The organism is Companilactobacillus ginsenosidimutans (genome assembly GCF_001050475.1).
Classification (GTDB): Bacteria; Bacillota; Bacilli; order Lactobacillales; family Lactobacillaceae; genus Companilactobacillus; species Companilactobacillus ginsenosidimutans.
In genome coordinates this window covers 489,274-510,157 of record NZ_CP012034.1, presented here as the reverse complement: position 1 = coordinate 510,157, position 20,884 = coordinate 489,274, and the positions used below count along the sequence as shown (strand labels likewise).

Annotated in this window: 15 protein-coding genes; 11 read left to right on the top strand and 4 right to left on the bottom strand. The window is 34.8% G+C overall.

All coding sequences use genetic code 11. The features are described 5' to 3' along the window. The first annotated feature begins 78 nt into the window (after positions 1-78). The 6 genes from ABM34_RS02705 to ABM34_RS02675 all read left to right on the top strand — a co-directional run bounded on the left by ABM34_RS02705 (position 79) and on the right by ABM34_RS02675 (position 9,160). The gene (locus ABM34_RS02705) at positions 79-945 is read left to right on the top strand and encodes a DegV family protein (protein WP_048703080.1); all 867 of its coding nucleotides are present in this window, start codon (positions 79-81) and stop codon (positions 943-945) included. Between the two features lie 51 nt (positions 946-996). Further along, positions 997-2,187: a CAP domain-containing protein gene (locus ABM34_RS02700; RefSeq protein WP_048703078.1), complete on the top strand. Its 1,191-nt coding sequence runs from the start codon at positions 997-999 to the stop codon at positions 2,185-2,187. A 1,761-nt stretch (positions 2,188-3,948) separates the two neighbouring features. Then, entirely contained in the window at positions 3,949-5,190 is a 1,242-nt protein-coding gene (gene istA, locus ABM34_RS02695) for an IS21 family transposase (RefSeq protein WP_048702647.1), read from the top strand. Next, positions 5,180-5,929, top strand: a complete 750-nt coding sequence (gene istB / locus ABM34_RS02690) for an IS21-like element helper ATPase IstB (RefSeq protein WP_048702648.1) — start codon at positions 5,180-5,182, stop codon at positions 5,927-5,929. The genes istA and istB overlap by 11 nt, the downstream gene beginning before the upstream one ends. A 448-nt stretch (positions 5,930-6,377) precedes the next feature. Further along, the gene (locus ABM34_RS02680) at positions 6,378-6,929 is read left to right on the top strand and encodes a hypothetical protein (protein ID WP_048703071.1); all 552 of its coding nucleotides are present in this window, start codon (positions 6,378-6,380) and stop codon (positions 6,927-6,929) included. 437 nt (positions 6,930-7,366) lie between these two features. After that, positions 7,367-9,160, top strand: coding sequence for a DUF2207 domain-containing protein (locus ABM34_RS02675; protein WP_048703068.1), 1,794 nt, complete (start codon positions 7,367-7,369; stop codon positions 9,158-9,160). A gap of 48 nt (positions 9,161-9,208) precedes the next feature. On the opposite strand, the gene ABM34_RS02670 is transcribed toward ABM34_RS02675, so the two are convergent. From ABM34_RS02670 to recQ, 3 genes are all read right to left on the bottom strand, one after another. Further along, positions 9,209-10,390, bottom strand: coding sequence for an amidohydrolase (locus ABM34_RS02670; protein ID WP_157023200.1), 1,182 nt, complete (start codon positions 10,388-10,390; stop codon positions 9,209-9,211). Positions 10,391-11,163: 773 nt separating this feature from the next. After that, positions 11,164-12,027, bottom strand: a complete 864-nt coding sequence (locus tag ABM34_RS02660) for a metallophosphoesterase family protein (protein ID WP_048703063.1) — start codon at positions 12,025-12,027, stop codon at positions 11,164-11,166. A gap of 81 nt (positions 12,028-12,108) precedes the next feature. After that, positions 12,109-13,899 (bottom strand): DNA helicase RecQ, encoded by a 1,791-nt coding sequence (gene recQ, locus ABM34_RS02655; protein ID WP_048703062.1) that lies wholly within the window; start codon positions 13,897-13,899, stop codon positions 12,109-12,111. A gap of 95 nt (positions 13,900-13,994) precedes the next feature. Here recQ and ABM34_RS02650 point away from each other — a divergent pair, with 95 nt between their 5' ends. Next, positions 13,995-15,089, top strand: coding sequence for an acyltransferase (locus ABM34_RS02650; protein WP_048703060.1), 1,095 nt, complete (start codon positions 13,995-13,997; stop codon positions 15,087-15,089). Here ABM34_RS02650 and ABM34_RS02645 read toward each other — a convergent pair. Then, entirely contained in the window at positions 15,075-15,860 is a 786-nt protein-coding gene (locus tag ABM34_RS02645; RefSeq protein ID WP_048703058.1) for an HAD family hydrolase, read from the bottom strand. The two genes, ABM34_RS02650 and ABM34_RS02645, sit on opposite strands and share 15 nt — an antisense overlap. 159 nt (positions 15,861-16,019) lie before the next feature. On the opposite strand from ABM34_RS02645, the gene ABM34_RS02640 reads away from it, so the two are divergent. From ABM34_RS02640 to ABM34_RS02625, 4 genes are all read left to right on the top strand, one after another. Continuing rightward, positions 16,020-16,925: an L-lactate dehydrogenase gene (locus tag ABM34_RS02640; protein ID WP_048703057.1), complete on the top strand. Its 906-nt coding sequence runs from the start codon at positions 16,020-16,022 to the stop codon at positions 16,923-16,925. Positions 16,926-17,449: 524 nt separating this feature from the next. Beyond that, complete coding sequence (locus tag ABM34_RS02635) at positions 17,450-18,496, top strand: MupG family TIM beta-alpha barrel fold protein (RefSeq protein WP_048703055.1); 1,047 nt, start codon at positions 17,450-17,452, stop codon at positions 18,494-18,496. Continuing rightward, on the top strand, positions 18,496-19,383 hold the full coding sequence (gene murQ / locus ABM34_RS02630) for an N-acetylmuramic acid 6-phosphate etherase (RefSeq protein ID WP_048703054.1): 888 nt from the start codon (positions 18,496-18,498) through the stop codon (positions 19,381-19,383). Before ABM34_RS02635 ends, murQ begins: the two co-directional genes overlap by 1 nt. A 12-nt stretch (positions 19,384-19,395) precedes the next feature. Further along, the gene (locus ABM34_RS02625) at positions 19,396-20,874 is read left to right on the top strand and encodes a PTS transporter subunit EIIC (protein WP_048703052.1); all 1,479 of its coding nucleotides are present in this window, start codon (positions 19,396-19,398) and stop codon (positions 20,872-20,874) included. Positions 20,875-20,884: the final 10 nt, after the last annotated feature.

Sequence of the window (20,884 nt, the reverse complement as noted above, 5' to 3'; positions counted from 1 at the left end):
TATAATATGCCTTTAATATGATATAATCAAATGGTTATACATTCATTATACGTGACTAAACGAGGAATAGATAAATTTATGAAAATTGCCATTGTTACTGATAGCACATCATACCTACCTCAAGAAATTGTTGAGCGATATAACATTACTGTTGTACCGATAGAGGTCGTGTTTGATACAAAATCATATCGTGAAGATATAGATATTACTACATCTGAATTTTACGATTTATTGCAAAAATCACCAGAATTACCATCAACTGCCCAACCTCCAATCGGAGAAATGCTTACTCTTTATGAAAAGTTAGCGAAAGAAGGCTATGACGCAGTTATTTCAATCCATTTAGCATCTTCAATCTCAGGGTTTGTAAACAACTTGAAAAGTGCTGCAGATTCTTTAGATGACATTAACGTGGTTGTCTATGATTCATGGATCACTGTTAGACTTATGGGCTATTTAGTTCAAGAAGCAGCTGAAATGGCTCAGGATGGTAAAGCTTTAAATGAAATCATTAAACGCCTTAATATTTTAAGAAACACAATTGATGAATCATTCGTAGTTAATGACCTTAAAAACTTGGTTAAGGGTGGTCGTTTATCCAATGCTTCCGCTGTTATTGGGACAATGTTAAATATCAAGCCATTGTTAGAGTTTGACTCAGTCAGTCATCACATTGTTGCCTATGATAAAGTTCGTTCACTTAAAAAAGCAAAAGCAAAGGCTGAGGACAAGTTGAAACGTGGAGTGAAAGAATCAGAATACCCACTTCGTTTATTGGTTATTGATGCTGATAATAAAGAGGCAGGGGACGAGTGGGCAGATCATCTTCGTCAAAAATACCCAGATCTAACTCTTGACCGATCATATTTTGGCCCGGTAATTGGAGCCCATCTTGGTCGAAATGCATTAGCTATTGCTTGGATGCGTGACTTCGAGAAATCATAAGACTTTAAACAAATTCTATCCATATTTTCATATCGAGGACGGGGGATTTTTATGAAAATTAACAAGAAAAATATTGCGGTATTATTTTCAACTGCTCTATTAATGGCAACTTCGCTTGGCAACGCTGCAACGAGTTTTGCCGATACAACTACTGCAGATACAAATGTACAAACAACGGATACTACTGCAAATAACGATTCAGCAAACATTCAGACAAAATCAACTGATTCTGCCACAACACCAAATGTTCAAGCAAATTCACAAGTTGACGTTGCTGCAATTAAGGCCGCAATGTTAAATGCAATCAATGACTTGCGTGCACAAAATGGTTTAAATTCTTTGACTAGTGTTGAAGTACTGAACAATTATGCACAACAACGAAGTGATTCCTTTAACAGTAACGGTACAGGTATTGACAAACATGTTGGCTGGAATTCAGCACTAATGGCACCATATAACCATAATGCTGAAGAAAACATAGGTCAGATTCCAATAACAATGGTGCCAAACGATTCCGTTGGAGTTGCTAATGCTATTACACAAGAATTTTATATTGAAAAGAACGATAGACTACCTGATTACGGCCACAGGAAAAATATGTTAAATCCGTATGTTGGATATATCGGATTTGGGATTACTTTTGGTGAAAATGGAATGTTATATTTCAGCCAAGAAATAGGTAATGACAGTGAATATGCTGCTAGAAGTACATATGAAGAAAAAAATAATTATTATTACACGACTAAAAATGATTATTCTAATGTGTCAAAAAATGAAGTGCTTGATTCAACTCGCCGATCAGCCGATTATACTCAAAATGGGAATAAGTATATTTTTGGTGATATACGTGGTGGTGTAAGCACAAGGGATACTTACGTACACATGTATGACCGAGATGGGAATATCTATAATAATTTGAGACTAGCTCCAAATACAGATTGGTCATCAGATATTGTCTCAATTATCAACGGAATTTATTTTCTTCATGTATCTACAAATGGATTTGTAAAGGCCGTCGATGTTTTACCTTGGGCAACTTTCTTAGCTGGAATTACCGTGACGACAAATACTGACGCCCCCATATATGACGATTTTGGAATACCAAGTGGCAGATACGCACCAGCTGGGACCACTTGGGTTACTGACAGAAGGTCAATAGATTTTGGTAACAATACAAAATATTGCCGTATTGGCACTAACGCTTGGCTATCATCAGATGACATCAATACTATAAAAGGTTAAATCATGTCAATAAATTCGATTAAGAGATTAGTAGATTTCTTTCTTTGAAACTTTAATTCACAAGGCGAGTATGATATCGGAAAAACAACTCATCATCAACAGAACAGTGTAGATAAACTGAACCACTCGAAATGGACTCCTCCAATTCAAGTGGTTTTTCTATGGCTAAATATAATATCGAAACGAAGATTTAAACAATTGTACTCTATTGAAAAGGACTGGTCGCAACTACAATTACCAGAACAAAAAATTGGCCAACCACAAGGAATCATAGTCCTTAGACTGCATATCATTTTGACATTTCCAATGCATGTAGTGTTTTGAAATAGAAATATCTATAAGATCACAGCCGAAATCATGCATTCACAGTTCACGAAAACGAGTCATCTCCATGTTTGAAAATAAAAAGTAACTCCATAATTAGGAAATATTGATCTGGAAAAACGCATTGCATACTTAAAATAAAGAGGATCGGATGGATCTATTAACATAAGATTGTCAATGCGTTGTAGCATACGTGTGATGAAGCACCCGTAAATAACATAATGATTTACAAAGCTGTTTACATTTGTAAAATAAAAAAGCCGAATATTTGCGTTAAAAAATTTTTAAAGGGGAAGAGCGCAAGATAATATCAATCAAAAATTTCTGACAAAAAGTCCTTTACAGAAGTTTGGAACTGTTATAACTGATGCAAATGGGGCTATGGAACGTCAGATGAAGAACTACATTCTAAATTTTTGACGAGTTTTGCTTTGTGAAAATACTTACTAACAGTCTCCGACTGCATAAAAAATATAAATAATCGAAACGTTCTCCCATTTCATAAAATGACACACGATACCGGTTACTTAGCAACGATATATTCTAATTAACACACTCATTTTAATTTCAATCTAGAAGATATCAAAAGAAATTGAGGAAAAATTGAATTCAATAAAACTTGTCTTGAAAATTGTCGCCTCACGAATACCTCATAGTACCGGATTATTAATCAACTAAAAGTTGACACCATTTGGAATTACAAATACGAAAATCAATAACATCTAGCACAAGTAATTTCAAAGTGGATTAATTACTATAATTGCAGTGAGTTTAGTCAATTACATCAATAACTAGCATCTAACTAAATGAGGATCAAATTATGTCTAATTGCGGAAGCTTGAATAGACATACTAATGAAATTCATCTTAATATTGCATAAAAACTCATCGTTTGTGTATTTCCATAGAATAACAGTATCGAACTCATTTAATAGTTCACTTTTCAATTAGTTTCATCTTCTTTTAATGAAAATGAATAGAAATTATTTTTACTAATTGTATTTAATTTTTAGACTAAGATTTTTAAATACGTTATTATGTAAGCGTAATCATTTTATATTAAGTGTTTATTTGTAGTGATAAAATGATTTCAATAAGCGTTGTAGAGTGGTATTTATTCGGATCATAGAAAATCTTTAAGTACAATTAATTTGAATTACTTTTATTAAATATTGGTCATTTGTAATTCGATTTAGTATGATATTTACAAAGAAAATGACAATTGACAGAAAGGTGGGCTTTATGAAAAAGGCATTTATTATAACAATTTGTATTATTACTTTAGGAATTATTGGAACCGAACCTGCTACAGTTTTTGCGAACAACGATATAGATGTTAATAGCGGTAATAAAATGTAGGTAATCGCCGGTTTAAAACTGTCGGTTTACCTACATTTTTTAGTATCATTTTCTTATCAAGATCCTGGAGGTCAATTTGATGAGAAATGATATTCGCGAAAGGATGGAGTTCTACGTGAATGAAAATATTAAACCTAACTTCACTGCTTTAGGCCGTACTTACAATGCCGATTATCGAACAATAAAAAAAGCTTACCTCGAGGCTTCTAATCCACCAAACAAAATGGTAAAGAAGCGAAAAAGTAAGTTAGATCCATACACTGCAATAATTGATGACAAATTAGAACTTGGATGTAGTGCGATGGCAATCTTCAAATTTATACAAACTCAAGGTTATCCCGGTAAATACACTTTGGTTAAGGATTATTGTCATGACTTCAAAAGGAAGAGATCAAAGAAAGCCACGATTCGTGTGACACATTCCCCTGCATTATCCGCTCAGGTTGATTGGAAAGAAAATATGGTTCTCTATGATAAATTTGGAAAGCCACACAAGTTTAATATCTTTCTATATGTTCTTCCCTTCTCAAAGATGAAATTCATGACGCTCACTTTTGAACGTAATCAGGATACTTTGTTCGAATGTCTTAATGAAGCTTTTAAATACACTGGAGGCATTCCAAAAGAAATATGGTTCGACAATATGAAGATTGTTGTGGACCATTCTAAGAGTCAGTATCATAAAACCATCTTCAATTCTAGATTTCTTGCTTTTACCAAAGACGCAGGCTTCAAGCCAATTGCTTGTCGACCATTCAGACCTCAAACTAAAGGATGTGTCGAGGCACTAGCTAGAACAACTGAGAGATTACGTGCTTTTAATTATGAGTTTGAAACTGATGATGACGTTATCAAGTTAGTTGATGAAACTATGAATAGTTTGAACAATGACATCTCACAAGCGACAGATATTAAACCGATAGATCTATGGAATGACAAAGAAAAAGAATACTTACATAAACTACCATCAGACCTACTTAATCCATACTTCGAAGACGATATTACCCGTATCGTATCTTCTGAATCAATGGTCCAATTTCGTAAATGTAAGTATTCCGTTAGCACCCAATATATCGGTAAGACAGTCGAAGTTCGCTTATCCGATAATGGGGATCAATTACAAATATATTATAACGGAGCATTAATAAAATCGCACTTGATAACCTCAAACAAATTCAACTATACACAAGAAGATACAATTGAGATTCTTCAATCTGACCTTAAGAAAAACAAATCTGAAGATGAGATAAGAAACTACATCGAGAATAACTTGGTTCAATATGATGCAATTGAATTTGGAGGTAACAACAATGCGCGATAACTACCATGAATTAATGAATAATCTACAAGAACTTGGTTTGAACAATATGTGTAACTACCTGCCAGAGTACCTCGATGAAACTGGCCATAAAACTGTACCACTAACAGAATCACTATTGAAGCTAACTGACGAAGAGATACATGCCAATGAAAGAAAGCATATCGATTCGATTATCAAGAAAGCACGTTTTCCCGTCAAAAAGTCCATTGAAGAATTTGATTTTGGATTTCAAACAAGCATCAATGAAGTTCAAATTAGAGAGTTTCAAAATATGGGCTTCATGGAGCGACATGATAATTTGATATTTCTCGGTTCTCCGGGTGTTGGGAAAACTCATCTAGCAACTGCCATTGGGGTATCTGCATGTAGACAGGATATAAGAACTTTATTCATCAATTGTAATGACCTCTTGTTGAAACTAAAAAAAGCCTATGACAAGGGAACCTTGGATAGACAAATAAGAAGATATTCAAATTATGAGCTTTTAATAATTGATGAACTTGGTTACTTACCAATTGAAAAGCAAGAAGCCAATTTACTCTTTCAGCTCATCAACAATAGATATGAACGACATTCTACAATTATTACTAGCAATGCCAGCTTGTCTAGTTGGGGGGATATTCTCCAAGATACAGTAACTGCTTCGGCAATTCTTGATAGATTAGTGCATCATGCACAAATCATCAAGATTACAGGTAAATCATATCGTCTTAGAAACAACGATTTAATCAAGAAATAAAAACCGCTAAAAACCTACATTTTTAACCGCTATAAACCTGCATTTTTATTCCGCTATTGACAATAGAGTCTATTGATATTAACAATGCGACTATATTTAGAGATGGAATGCTTTATTCTGGTTCAATATTGAAAAGTTCCGAAATCCAGCCAGTATATCGTATTTCAAATGGTAGGTTAATTCAAACATCTCTATCTGTTGCTAAGGACTCCGAATGGATTATTGGATCAACTGTACAATCTAGTTCAGGAGATGTTTTTTTTCAAATATCTACTAATGAATATGTGTTAAAAAATAACTACACAAACTTGATTACCATATTTGAGTTACATTAACTATTAATCTTGAATTATTGATTAGAGGTTACTAACAGTCTATGTGGATAATCAATTATTTTCTTGTTTTGTTGTTACCACTCTTACAACGTAATGATATGGGGGATTATCTAATGCATAATTTGAAAAAAATTTTTGAGGGCTTAGCCACCGCATTGGTGCTAGGAATTATCTCATTTGGAATTGATTTAAATTCATCATCAGCTTCGACAAGTTCAAACTTGCAAAATAATTTTGCTCTAACACAATCTTCTTCAACCCAATCGAAGAAGCTGTTGGTAAGCAGGACAATTAGAATAGATCAGCGGTTAGAAAATAAATCTGGAGGAGGAAATATACAAGGTGCTTCATCTATAATTGCCGGTTATTCACTTATTGATCTTCAAGTATACTCTGTGGGAAATGATATGCTTGAATATGACCTAGATGTACCATATACAACCTTACCAATGGCAATGAGTTGTGATATTTACCTTAATAGTACGAGACTCGATAGTTTTAGTCGTAATTCCACAACCGGTCGAATCGGATATAGCAAACAATTCAAAGCGGGTGGTAAGGGAACATATTCTGCAACTTTGAGTGGGAACGGATGGGCACTTGCACCAGGCGCCGTTGCAAAATCATTCAGTTCTTACATTTATCCAATTTATGTCACTGATTAAAAATAGGCGAATTAATATTCATTTGTGTTGTTCATTCTAAATTAAAACTCTCTGGTTTAGACATGAGAGTTTTTTTTATTTCCAACAAGCCAAGTGTTGTATTAATAAATGTCCATTGGTTTTTGAAATGGTCATAACTCACTTGAATTAGAGTCAATATATATGCATCTATTTGTCTTCAAAACCGCAAGTAAATCTGAAATCAATCAAAAAACTGACATATTCTGAACAAAGTTATTCTGCAAATTGATGTTTGTTAAAGTTCTTTCGTCTAAAATTTCTAGCAGCTGAGAATGGGGACTTGAACTAAATTATGTTGTTCGTATATATTCTTAAGTGATGATTTTTGATAATATTTACGAGTTTTGAATACCAGAAATCATGCAAGCGATAAACAACAAAATCAAATGATTTTCTCATTGTTAAAAAGGTGAAAAATGAAAAAAATATTTACCGTAATTATATTTACAATATTTCCATTGATATTAACTTCGCAAGTTACACAGCAACAGGTTAATGCTGGTTCCAAATATTCTATTACTGATTACGACACTTCCATTAAAGTAAAAAAAGATGGTTCAGCAGATATTGTCCAAAAAGTTACATACAAATTCACTGGAAAATTTCATGTCATCCAATATTCACAACAGATGAATGGACATGCTGATGCATCATTGCCTAGAGTCCAGCTATTTGAGGACGGGAACGAGATTCCGCTCAAATATGGAAATGGAAATAATAGTTATCAAACTTTTGGATTGTCCGGAGTGACTACAGATGAGTCACCAGACCAAATAAATGCGACTATTCGGCATGAATCATCTGATGCTAAAGTAACTGCAGTTTATAAATATAACATTGTTGATTTGGTAACTAATTACAACGATATTGCTGAAATTAATTGGAAGGTCATTAGTAGTGATTGGGATTCGTCAATGAAACATGTTCACATTAAATATCAGTTACCTGAAAGTAATATTTCCAATTTACACTCTTGGGTTAAAGTGCAACAAGGTTTTAAAAACAGAGTTAACGCAAAGTCTGGAGTTGTAGACATTAACATTAATAACTACAGTAATCACCAGTCCTTATCCAGTAGATTAATATTCCCAACTTCAGTCACACCAAATAATCAAAATATTACCCGTAAAAATATGAAATCTAAAATTTTAGCAAGTGAGACACAAATAGAAAGAAAGCAGAAAGTTCTAGATGTTTCCTATTTTGTCATCATTGGAATTTTTGCTCTAATTATAATTTTATTATTTGTGATAATTCATAAACGTATTAACACCAATAAATATCAAGACAAATATAAAATTAACAATTTGGACGATTGGTTTGATATTCCCGAAGTATCTCCTAGTATGGCAAAAATCATTCTAACTCAAAATGAAACTGCCGATTTACCCAGTTTCATCGGAGAATTATTAGTACAGGTTAATAAGAATAATATCAAGATATCTAAAATTGATAATACTTATGAGATTGAATTAATGCACATTCCGGAAGATGATTTTTTCACTTTTTTGGTGACAAAAATTGGCGCAAATAACAAAGTAACTACCCAACAAATCTCCGATTATCAAGGTGTAGATCTCTACTACGAATTCCAAAAATGGAAAAATAGGGCTGCACAGGGTAGGGCAAGATATATTGATGTTAAGAATACTAATGCAAAAAGTGGTTTGGCTAACGTTGCGTCCCTATCAAGTATCTTTGCAGCAATTGTATTAATTGCGACTCCATTCTTATTCGGAAAATTCATCTGGATCTCAACAGCTTTTGCTGCTTTAGCAATCGTTGTTCCATGGATCATTTATTATATTGGTAAACATAAAATCACTTCTTACACTCCTCTTGGTGAGCAAACAGCGGCCAAGTTAATTGCTTTTAAGAAGATGCTAGGACAAATTGATGATCTTGGAACAGCCAAAGTCGGTGACTTAGTTCTATGGGAAAAAATATTACCATATGCGGTTGCATTTGAAGTTTCTCAAAATGTCTTACAACAATTGCGAGTTGACTTTGGTGACAGTATTTCCGACGATTCCAATTTGGCCTTATATTATGCACTTGGAGCTGGCACTCAGGTTGGCTTCTTAGGAAGTTTAGCTGGTGCTATGTATCCGGGTGACAATGCTGGATTTGGAAATATAGATGGATTAGGAAATCTAGGTGATGGTGGATTTGGCGGAAATGGTGGTGGATCCAGCGGTGGCGCATATTAAATAATTAAAAACGACTTATCCAAATTTTTGGATAGGCATTTTGTTTTATCAATTCAAATAGGATAATACTGCTGCTCCCATAGCTTTAGCAGCAATAATCAAACAATCCTCATTCATCAAAAAATCAGGACTGTGGTGTGGATGATTTGCTCCATCAGCAGTTTGGCAACCAATATAAAAGAAACAACTAGGCCGATTTTGTGCAAAATATGCGAAATCTTCAGAGGGATCTTGTGGCCCACAATCAAATATCTTATTAATTTCGGGTATATTAGCATTCTCAACGCTTTTAATTACTTGATTTGTTAAATCTGGATCATTAAAAAGTACTGGATAATTGTCATCGTAATCTATCTCATATTTAACATCGAACATGTCACAAATGCCATTAGCAATTTTTTCGATACGCTGACGGATTATTCTTCGTGTGGACTCCTTCATAATTCGAACATCGCCTTTGAGCTCAACACTTTCTTTGATTGCATTAAATGAACCTGTACCATCAAACGAACCAATAGTGACACTGGCAGTATCAAAAGGATCGATATTCCTAGATACTACAGTTTGTAATGCTGTCACAAAATAACTTCCAGCGACAATTGCATCTTTTGATAAATGTGGCATTGACGCGTGTCCACCTTTGCCAATGAATTTGATGGTGAAATTAGCGCGACCAGTCTGTGTTTCAGCACGATGATAACCAATTGATCCCGTGGGCATTGAAGACATCACATGAGCTCCGATTACATGATCAAGTCCATCTAATACGCCGGCATCGATCATAGATTGAGCACCACCTGGAGAAACTTCTTCAGCTGGTTGGTGAATAATTCTAATTTTTCCATGAAGCTTATGTTTTATTTGATACAAAGTTTTTGCTAAAACCATCATATATGCAGTGTGACCATCATGTCCGCAGGCATGCATGACAACAGCATTTTGCGATTTGAATGGCAAATCGTTTTTCTCTTGAATAGACAGTGCGTCAAAGTCAGCACGCAGACCAATTGTTTTACCAGGATTTCCAGAGTCAATATCCACTACGAACCCATATCCAGAGCCAAAATTCTTAGTTTCAATGCCCAAATCATGATAGTAGTTTTTAATATATTCAGATGTTCTTTTCTCGTGAAATGAAGTCTCTGGATGCTGATGCAAGTACCTACGTAAATTAATGATTTCAACTGAAGAATCATTTAGTTTTGACATTAAATCAGTTTCTAAGGTCACAATTTTCATCCTCCTAAAAATAAATATCTCTACTCAATTTAACACTAATTAGGGTAGGGTAAGCTACCATATTGTCAAAATTGATATGCTAAATCAATCGAGTACAGTATACTTAAAGTAAGGTTTAAGATATAAATTATGAAGCCTACCATCAGGATATTTAGGGAGTATCAAAATGACCAAATCATTAAAATTCTTACTTTTTATTATTTATGTGTGTCGTACAATTATTCAAATTCCGATTAGTTGTGTTAATTGGATTTCTGAATGCATTCAACAATTATTTTCGAAACAAACATTAAAAACGTCAAAATTCAGTATAAAATCAATTTTGAAATATTTTATCGAATTTCTACAGTTAGCAGGTTTGATCTGCTTGCTATTAGTGTTGATACCGATATATATCATTGGTTTTTTATTTTTCTGTTTACTTCAATATGAATTAATAAGTTTAATGCGGAAATTTATATTTTTTGCTATTTTTCCATTATTATTTGTATTTCCGGCTGTAGCTGCGATTTGCTTTTTTATTTGGATTATATTATGTATCATCTCAATATTGCATTATCTGTTTACCGATAATGATGATGACGATTGTGATGTTTTCTTTTTCTTTTAATGATTTTCAATAAAGTTGATTTTTAACTACAAAGGATGAGGTAAGAGAGACGTAAAATCGTTTTGCTTGTTCAAGGTTACATAATATATATTATACGAAGTAAGGCTAAATCAGTAAAAAAGCCAACCCATTATTGAGTTGACTAAATTATCGATTAAAAATGTTTTTTCCTAATTCGTTTAAAATATTCACGTACATCTTTCTTATAACCGTATTGATCATTATATTTTTTCAATGAATCAATATCATGTGTACTTGCTTGTCCTGTATGCAATAATTTGTCGTATTGTTCAATGTATGGTAACTTCATTGACTTTGCCAATTCAAGCTCTGCATTGACGTCGTATGCCGCGCGTTTAAAGGACACGTTCGAGTATCCAGACGAATCAATGTCCAACACGGCGTATTCTGCACGAAAGTCATTGCTAAACTTTTTCCAGTCAGTATACGGATCTCCAATTGAACCGGGATTAATAATCATCTGATCGTCAGACGTTGTACGCATTAGTTGATGATGTGTATGTCCATAGAATGCTAAATCGATCTTAGAATCTTCGACAAGTTCATCAAAATTGCCTTGAATCTCATAAGGAAGTAATTCATGCCCAAAATTCTTGAGTGTTAAGTTATGTGACACTTGAATATTAAGTCCATTGATGGAAAACTTTTTAAAAGTTGGAGCATCTCTAAGTTGTTTAAAGTTTGCTGCTGTGATGGTTTCTGATAAATATTCAACCATGCGCGCAACGTGAACATAGCCATCATTATCAAAATCTAGGTACTGTTCATCATCAGAAAGAATTTTGATGACTAGATCGTCCCAATTCCCACGAATAAATACAGTCGTATTGAGTGAGTTGAGCATATCAAAAATCTCATTAACGCCTGGTCCAGGAGTCATTAGATCGCCCAGAAACCAGTATTCGGTAATGTTTTCAGTTTGCAACTGTTTGAGAACTGTTTTAAGTGCTGTTACATTACCATGTATGTCTGACAAAATTCCAATTCTGTGATCCATGGGTTATTCCTCCTGAATAACTGGGTATTTTTGTTTGAGATGTTTTCGTAAAACATTTATTATCACAAATAAACAAAAAAACTATTCAGTTTGATATTCTTTAATTTCGTGAATAAATTTATCGCCGTATCTTTCCAATTTTGCATGTCCAACACCTGATACACTCAAAAATTCTTGACTTGTTTTGGGCATAACCTTACACATATCACGTAAAGTTTTATCAGAAAAAATTACAAATGGCGGTACATCTGCAGCATGTGCCAACGAAAGTCTTAGTTTACGAAGCTTTTCGAACAACTTTGTATCAAAATTACCATCGTCAACGATCGATCTGCTTGCTTGAGTAATTCTTGTCTCACGTCTTTCAACTGACAACTTACTCTTTAAAACCAATACTCCCTTTTCAGTTAATTGAAGAACCGGATAAGGCCCATCGGATGTACGCAAATAATCATTAGCAGTTAGAAAATCAATAAATTCTTCAATAAATTTCAAAGTTTCATTATGCATTAAACCAAATGTACTTAATTCACCAAAGTTGCGCCAGTCGTTAGCCACATCAGGCTTTCCAGCAAGCACACGTGAGACAGTTTTCTTACCATACTTTTGATTCATTCTAACAACACAACTTAAAGCTTTTTGTGTATCGCCAGTAACATCATGTGCTGGTCTCTCGTCAAGACAATTAGAACAATGCCCACAAGGCTCAGTTTTTGTTTCACCAAAATACTTTAAAATATAGTTCATTAAACAAAGCTCAGTCTTAGCATACTGGTTCATTTCTCTGAGTTTTTCCATCAGACTTTGTTTATACTCATCGTCTGCATCTGATTGTTCAATAAAGAAACGGTGTAACTGTAAATCACCTGGTGAATACAGCAAAATGGCTTCGGCAGCCAATCCATCACGCCCTGCCCTACCTACTTCTTGATAATAACTTTCAATAGTACCCGGAATTGAATAATGAATAACATATCTAACGTTAGTCGTATTTATTCCCATTCCAAAAGCATTTGTTGCAACCATGACATCGATTTCATCGAAAAGAAAGGCTTCTTGCATTTCATGACGCATATCATCACTCAAGCCGGCGTGGTACTTTCCAACTTTGATGCCTTTCTCTTTTAGGTGATCGTAAATTTTTTCAACGTCTTTACGTTTTCCAGCATAGATAATCCCTGATTGATCTTGATGCGATTGAACGTATTCCAAGACATATCTTGGTTTATTGACACCACGTTCAATTTTCAAAGCTAAATTTGTTCTCTCAAATCCAGTTTTAATAACATTCGCATCGTCAATATCCAAAATGCTCGTGATATCTTCCTGTACACGATTAGTAGCAGTGGCAGTTAAGGCCAAAACAGGTGGGTTGCCTGGCAGTTCATTTAATGGTTGGACAACATTCAAATAACTAGGTCTAAAATCGTGACCCCAAGATGACAACACATGAGCTTCATCAACAGCAATTAAATCAATTGGCAAATGCGTTAACCAATTATAAAAATCAGGGTTCTCAATTCGCTCTGGAGCCACGTATAGAAGTTTAACGGCACCGGACTCAATATATCTCATCCGTTCATTTGCTTCAGAATAATTAAGTGTACTATTGATAAATGTTGCAGGAATATTCATTTCATTTAAACTATCGACTTGATCTTTCATCAATGAAATCAATGGTGAAACGACTAATGTCACACCAGAAAACATTAATGCTGGTATTTGGTAACAAATGGATTTGCCACCGCCAGTCGGCATAATTCCAAGAGTTCTTTTTCCTTGAAGAACGTCTTGAATAATTTGCAATTGGCCAGGACGAAAGTCGTCGTATCCAAATGTATCTTTTAAAATTTCGTTAGGACTACTAAGCATGAAAACTCCTTTAAATATCTGTACTTCTAGAATATCATTTACCATGAAAATTAGTTGAGTTGAAAACTTATTTTTTTAAAATTGGAGGAAAATATATGAAAAATAGTCCATCACAAAAAACAGATGTAGGTGACTTTATGAAGATAATCGCCTGTACTGCAGTTATTCTGCAATCAGTTTTGTCATTTGCTATGACTAAACATCCCTCAATCAATAATCAAATTGCAATCGGCATTATCTATAATTTCATTAAATTCACAGCACCAGTTTTTATCTTTGGAATCTTGTATTCAACAATCAGAACCACCCCATATTCATCAGCAGCTGACTATCCAAATTACGCAAAAAAACAATACTCAGCCTTAATTGTTCCCACTTTTTGGTGGACCTTAATATATCTAATTTTTCTTCCAATGGTTCAACAGGTCAATCACTACACCGACTGGAAATCATTTTTGTGGCAATTCATAAATGGCAATGCCGCACCTCACCTGTGGTATAACACCATGATGTTACAGTTTATTTTACTAATGCCAATCTTTTGGTATATCTCTAATTTAAGCAAACGTTCGGGAAAATTAGCATTTACACTATTAGTAATTTCACTTGTTATTTATATAATCTGGATCGAGTTTTATTATCACAATGTTTTTATCGACCAAATGAAACACCAATGGTATTTGCTTGATCGGGTATTTTTAAGCTTCTTTATTTATGGATTATTGGGAGTGTTATTCGTAAATTACCGCTGGAACATCAAACTTTTATTACATAAATACCGGTGGATACTAATTATAGCTGCATTGCTATCCGTCATACTTATTAACTACGAACTATTCCAATTTGGCACCCCAATACACTTATCGAACGCACCATATTACAAATTATCCATGGTCGCATATGATACTTGTATAATTCTCTTGATTGCTACGTTAGCATTCCACTTAATAAAGGCAGACAATAAGATATTACCGAAAATTCATTTTTTAAGTGTCTATGCATATCGAGCATATTTATCCAATGTCTTTTGGCTCGTAATAGTCTGGAAAACTTTAAACTTTCAAACATCTAACGTAAACTTATGGATAATAATTATTGTAACGTACTTAACAACTTCCTTATTATCCTTCACTTCAGCTCTGCTTCTTAGCAACTTTTGGTCTACCTGTAAAAAGTTACTCAGAAACTAACTCTAACTTCTGTATAGCATTTAAGATTCCATTGTTATCAACGTTAGTCGTTACAAAATCTGCAACTTGCTTAACCTTAGGATTTGCATTTCCCATTGCTACGGAATAGCCAACTTTTTCAAACATTTCGATGTCGTTTTCTTCATCACCAAAAGCTATCACCTGAGAAGATTCAACATTTGCAATATTCAAATATTTTTCAATTCCAACTGCTTTGTTAGATTTATCAGCAGTAACATCATAAACTGTCGGTCCAACTTTAACTGCTTTTATACCAGGAACATTAAGATCTATTTCAGTATCTGAATCATCCGCTCTAAATATCATCTGAATAACTTGTTGAGGAATCTCACCATCCGGTATATTGCGGATTTCCATAGAGCTATCAGAATGAAAGCGAGAACTATCATTTTTATACAGTACGTTGGCCGTTTCATAACAAAATTCAATGTTATTCGTCAACAAATAATCCACAATATCATTAACTTGCTGATCACTAAAATATTCGTGTGCTATTACTTTCCCGTTGTAAAGTACAAAACGACCGTTGTTGGCAACCACATTATCAATCCCAAGTGCATCAATAAGATCCTTAATCATCCCATGATTTCTTCCGGTAGCAATGACAGGACGGATCCCAGAAGATTTTAATTGATCAATGGCAAATTTTGTACTCTCAGGTACTCGCTCCAAAATTGACAATTCATCAGCACCAGTATTGGTGGCTAACGTCCCATCAACATCAAAGAAAGCAATTTTATATTTTCCCATATTAAGTTCCTCTTCAATACGACTATTTAATTATATCTAAAATTAACATCATTTTTTGCAAAATAAGATTAGTTTTTCCCTAATGATGTTGACATTGTATTAAAATAAGACCACTATATTTTTATCGTTTTATAATAAATATGTTTGAGGGGTGCTTTTATGAGTAAAGTTGCAATTATCGGATTAGGTCACGTTGGTAGTACAACAGCCTATACTCTAGTAAGTCGAGATTTAGTAGATGAATTAGTTTTATTTGATAAACATGAGAAAATCGTTACAGCCCAGTATAAAGATTTAAAAGATGGCCAAGTTGGACTGAATTCACACGTAGAAATTATCCGTCCAGATTTATCTGAATTGAAAGATACTGATATTATTATTTTCTCAGCGGGAAAAATTGCTGTGCAACAAGGTAGTGGAAACCGTTTTGATGAATTGAATTACACCAAAAAAGTTGCCGAAGAATGGGGTCCAAAGATTAAAGAATCCGGCTTCAATGGAATCTTAATTAACATCACTAATCCTTGTGACGTAATTGCTAGACATCTACAAGAGTTATCAGGATTACCAAAGAATCATGTGTTTGGAACAGGTACATCACTCGATACAGCTAGAATGAAACAAGCTGTCAGCGATAAGTTAGGTGTACATGCAAACAGCGTTCATGGTTACGTCTTTGGAGAACACGGAATGACACAATTCGTTCCATGGACAAAAGTAAGAATTGGTAACACATTAATGAGCGAAACTCTTGATCAAAAAGAACAAGATGACCTCGAAAACCAAGCAAAACAAAACGGAGTAGACATCTTCTTTGGGAAAGGCTTTACTTGCTACGGAATAGCCAATCAAGCTGCTCTAATCGTACAAACAGTCCTCAGTGACAGTAAGAAAGTAATGCCAGTTTCCTGCTTCAACAAAAAAGAAGGCATATACATCGGTGAACCTGCCCTAATCGGTGCCGACGGAGTAGAAGATATTCTACCCCTTGACCTAACAAGCCACGAACAAGAAAAATGGGACGCTTCAGTAGCTTCAATCAAAGAAATGTATGCAGCAATTTAATATACTAAATGCAAAATGCTAAAACGTAACTAAGACGAGAATAAATAATGTTTTCGTCTTTTTTTTGTGGGTTATATAGATTATTTTCTATTAAACACACCCTAACTTCTCAACTTATAGACTTAAAAGCTCGAATACTTAATTGTAAAAATAAACCTCAATAATCTCTACCAGTAAAAATAGTCAGACAATCCAGCCCATACAATTTGTATAGTTGCTTAGATGGAGAAAGAAAAGCGATTTGGTCTCAGTAGCTATATTTTACTTAGCCGAGTGAACTTCTCAGCTTAGTAAAAGGTCCAGCTTTAAGACTTTTCGCCCTTGTAAAAGCATTAAAGTGGGCCAGCTACGTTCCAGACCAAAAATCGCTTTTCTTTCGGAATCGGGAAGCTACCTCCACAAACCCACCCTCCACCAAAAACTTTGTTTCACAACTTAACACATTTTTAACCAATCATTGAAATAATATTTCCAAGGGTATATTCTATTTTTGTTAAATCGCTTACATGGGGGTGTTAATAGTTATGTTGGGGTTTTCATATTACTTAAATGACCCAATAGATTCCGAAACCGAAAAGTACTTCAAAAGCATGTCAGAGCATACTTTTAGAGAAGTATTTACTTCATTACATATACCCGAGGATGATCCAAGAATTAAAACAACTCGGATGAAAGATTTGATGAAGTTGTCAGAATACTATGGATTAAGTGTTGTTGTTGATGTTGATAAGTCGTCTCTGAGTTACCTGCCACAGAATATATCATCAAAATTGACTTTGCGCCTTGACGATGGATTCACTCCAGAGGACATCAAAAATATTAGTACCGAAATGCCAGTTGCGTTAAATGCATCAACCATTGATAAAACATTATATCAGCAGCTTCAAGAATCAAATGTTGAAATTAACAATATCGAGGCATGGCATAACTTTTACCCACGCCCTGAAACCGGACTAGATGACAACTGGTTTAAAAGTAAAAATCAGTGGTTAAAATCCTTAGGATTTAAGACTCAAGCATTTATACCTGGAGACAAACATTTACGAGGTCCCATCCATTCTGGCTTACCTACCCTAGAATCGCAGCGAGATAAAAATCTGTTAGCGAGTTCTATTGAATTGGATAAACTAGGAATTGATAAGGTAATTATCGGTGACCCATACTTATCAGTGGATTATCGTAAAAAGTTTAAAGAATATTATATTCAAAAAACATTGTCTCTTAACTATTGCCCAATCGATGATTCAAATCGTGAACGCTTGGAACGTATGACATACAGCAATCGTCCGGATCCGGCAAGAGATGTAGTCAGGATCAAAGAATCTCGTATGCTAAAACTTGCCTCAATCACTCCGCAAAATACAGTAGAGCGTACAAAAGGCAGTATTACTACTGATAATAAAAGATACGGTCGGTACATGGGTGAAATTCAAATTGCAAAAAGAAATCTACCTAATGACGATCGTATAAATGTCCTGGGACATATTTCAAAAAGCGATTTGGATTTAATTGATCTAATTGGTCCCAACCAAAAAATCAAATTTAACTATTTTGAGAGGATGGAAAATTAATGGATCTACAGAAATTAACTACTGAGCAGCGAAATCCCAAATCAATGAATCTGGATTTGATGACTTCTACTGAGATACTTCAACTAATGAATCAAGAAGACCATCGTGTTCCTCAACAAATACGGAAATCAATTCCTCAAATAGATGCGGCTGTGAAACAAATAATCCATAGTTTTAAGCTTGGTGGAAGACTGATTTATCTTGGTGCTGGGACAAGTGGCCGTCTTGGCGTGTTAGATGCTGCAGAATGTGTACCCACTTTTGGAACAAAACCAGAAATGGTTCAAGGAATGATAGCTGGTGGTCCTTCTGCGATGACAGTTGCAGTTGAAGGCGCTGAAGACTCACTAACACTTGCACAAGAAGATTTAGAAAATATCAATCTAAATAGTAAAGATACTGTTGTCGGTATTGCCGCAAGCGGTAGAACACCATATGTAATCGGTGGTTTGAAGTACGCTAATGAAATTTTAGCTTCCACTGTTAGTATCGCGTGCAACGAGAATTCAGAAATCGGAAAAGTTGCTAAATATCCAATCGAAGTCGTTTCCGGTCCAGAGATCCTTACCGGTTCAACACGGTTAAAAGCTGGTACTACACAAAAATTGATTTTAAATATGCTTTCAACAACTGCCATGATCAAAACTGGAAAAGCATATGAAAACTTGATGATTGATGTTAAGCCTACAAATGAAAAACTAATTGAACGTGCAAAAAGAATTATCATTGCTGCAACTGAATGTGATTATGATACGGCATCAGAGACACTAAAAATTGCTCGAAATGATGTAAAAGTTTCAATTATCATGATTTTAACGGGATTAGATGTTGAGAAAGCCAAAGAACAACTACAAAAGAATCAAGGATTTGTTAGAAAATCAATTTAGGGGGAATAAATCATGTCAGAACCGAAAGAACAAAGATTAGCACGAGAAATTTATGCTGCTGTTGGTGGACCCAACAATGTCAAAAAGTTAATTCATTGTATGACAAGAGTTAGAATGACCATTCGTGACTATAATCAGGTCAATATGGACCAATTAAAGGCCATTGATGGAGTTTTGGGCGTTGTAGAGGAAGATACCCTTCAAGTCGTAATTGGACCTGGTATCGTTAATAAAGTAGCTCAGGTTATGGTCGATCAAGTGGGTGTTAAATTTGGTGAAGATTTTCCAGAAAACATCCCTGATACATCAAATTCTGAAACTGAGAAATCAGAGCATCAAAAGGCCAAACAGGAAGTTTATGAAAAGGCCGCTGAGGTAAAAGCTGAACATAAAAAGAATATCAAGCCTTCAAAAACCAAAGAAGTTCTAAAATCAATTTCAAATATCTTTGTCCCATTGATTCCAGCCTTCGTTGGTGCCGGTTTAATTGGTGGTATTGCAGCTGTTCTTTCTAACTTAATGGTTGCAGGTACTATTGGTAATAACTGGAGCGAATTTATTACGGTGCTAAACGTTATCAAAAATGGACTATTTCTTTATTTATCAGTCTATGTTGGTACTAATACTGCCCAGGAATTTGGTGCAACTCCAGGTTTAGGTGGAATTATTGGTGCTGTCACACTACTTGGTGGTGTGGATCCAAAAGTTCCATTGCAAAATATTTTTGATGGGAAAGCCTTAGTTTCAGGACAAGGTGGTATCATCGGTGTAATTTTTGCTGTTTGGGTTTTGTCGATTGTCGAAAAACGTTTACACAAAATTATTCCTGACTCAATTGATATTATCGTAACCCCATTTTTGACATTACTAGTCGTTGGTGTATTTACAATCTTTATCGTCATGCCAATAGCCGGTGTGGTTTCCAACTCGTTAGTTGGTGCAATCATGTGGGTTCTAAAAGTTGGTGGCGCATTCTCCGGATTTATCCTAGGACTCTTCTTCCTGCCAATGGTTATGTTAGGTCTTCACCAGATTCTTACGCCTATCCATATTGAAATGATCGATAAAACCGGTTCAACACTTCTGCTACCAATTCTTGCTATGGCAGGTGCCGGCCAAGTTGGTGCAGCTCTTGCATTATGGGTTCGTTGCCGTAAAAATAAAAAACTTACCAATATGATCAAAGGTGCATTGCCTGTTGGATTCTTAGGTATTGGTGAACCATTGATTTATGGTGTTACCCTACCTCTTGGACGTCCATTTATTACTGCCTGTATCGGTGGTGGTATTGGTGGTGCAGTTGTTGGAGCATTTGGAAACGTTGGTGCCATTGCTATTGGACCTTCAGGACTAGCACTTATTCCATTGATTACAAATGGACATATCATGGGTTACATCTTCGGACTATTAGCTGCTTATGCTGGTGGATTTATCGTCACATACTTCTTTGGTGTTCCAAAGGATGCTAGAAAGGCAACTGCATTAGATTAATGGAAAGTTT

Excerpts from the sequence above, each read along its gene's own strand:
- ABM34_RS02675 (WP_048703068.1), top strand. The coding sequence starts at position 7,367 with ATGAAAAAAATATTTACCGTAATTATATTTACAATATTTCCATTGATA.
- ABM34_RS02705 (WP_048703080.1), top strand. The coding sequence starts at position 79 with ATGAAAATTGCCATTGTTACTGATAGCACATCATACCTACCTCAAGAA.
- ABM34_RS02640 (WP_048703057.1), top strand. The coding sequence starts at position 16,020 with ATGAGTAAAGTTGCAATTATCGGATTAGGTCACGTTGGTAGTACAACA.
- ABM34_RS02700 (WP_048703078.1), top strand. The coding sequence starts at position 997 with ATGAAAATTAACAAGAAAAATATTGCGGTATTATTTTCAACTGCTCTA.
- recQ (WP_048703062.1), bottom strand. The coding sequence starts at position 13,899 with ATGCTTAGTAGTCCTAACGAAATTTTAAAAGATACATTTGGATACGAC.
- ABM34_RS02650 (WP_048703060.1), top strand. The coding sequence starts at position 13,995 with ATGAAAAATAGTCCATCACAAAAAACAGATGTAGGTGACTTTATGAAG.
- ABM34_RS02645 (WP_048703058.1), bottom strand. The coding sequence starts at position 15,860 with ATGGGAAAATATAAAATTGCTTTCTTTGATGTTGATGGGACGTTAGCC.
- istA (WP_048702647.1), top strand. The coding sequence starts at position 3,949 with ATGAGAAATGATATTCGCGAAAGGATGGAGTTCTACGTGAATGAAAAT.
- murQ (WP_048703054.1), top strand. The coding sequence starts at position 18,496 with ATGGATCTACAGAAATTAACTACTGAGCAGCGAAATCCCAAATCAATG.
- istB (WP_048702648.1), top strand. The coding sequence starts at position 5,180 with ATGCGCGATAACTACCATGAATTAATGAATAATCTACAAGAACTTGGT.
- ABM34_RS02660 (WP_048703063.1), bottom strand. The coding sequence starts at position 12,027 with ATGGATCACAGAATTGGAATTTTGTCAGACATACATGGTAATGTAACA.
- ABM34_RS02680 (WP_048703071.1), top strand. The coding sequence starts at position 6,378 with ATGCATAATTTGAAAAAAATTTTTGAGGGCTTAGCCACCGCATTGGTG.
- ABM34_RS02625 (WP_048703052.1), top strand. The coding sequence starts at position 19,396 with ATGTCAGAACCGAAAGAACAAAGATTAGCACGAGAAATTTATGCTGCT.
- ABM34_RS02635 (WP_048703055.1), top strand. The coding sequence starts at position 17,450 with ATGTTGGGGTTTTCATATTACTTAAATGACCCAATAGATTCCGAAACC.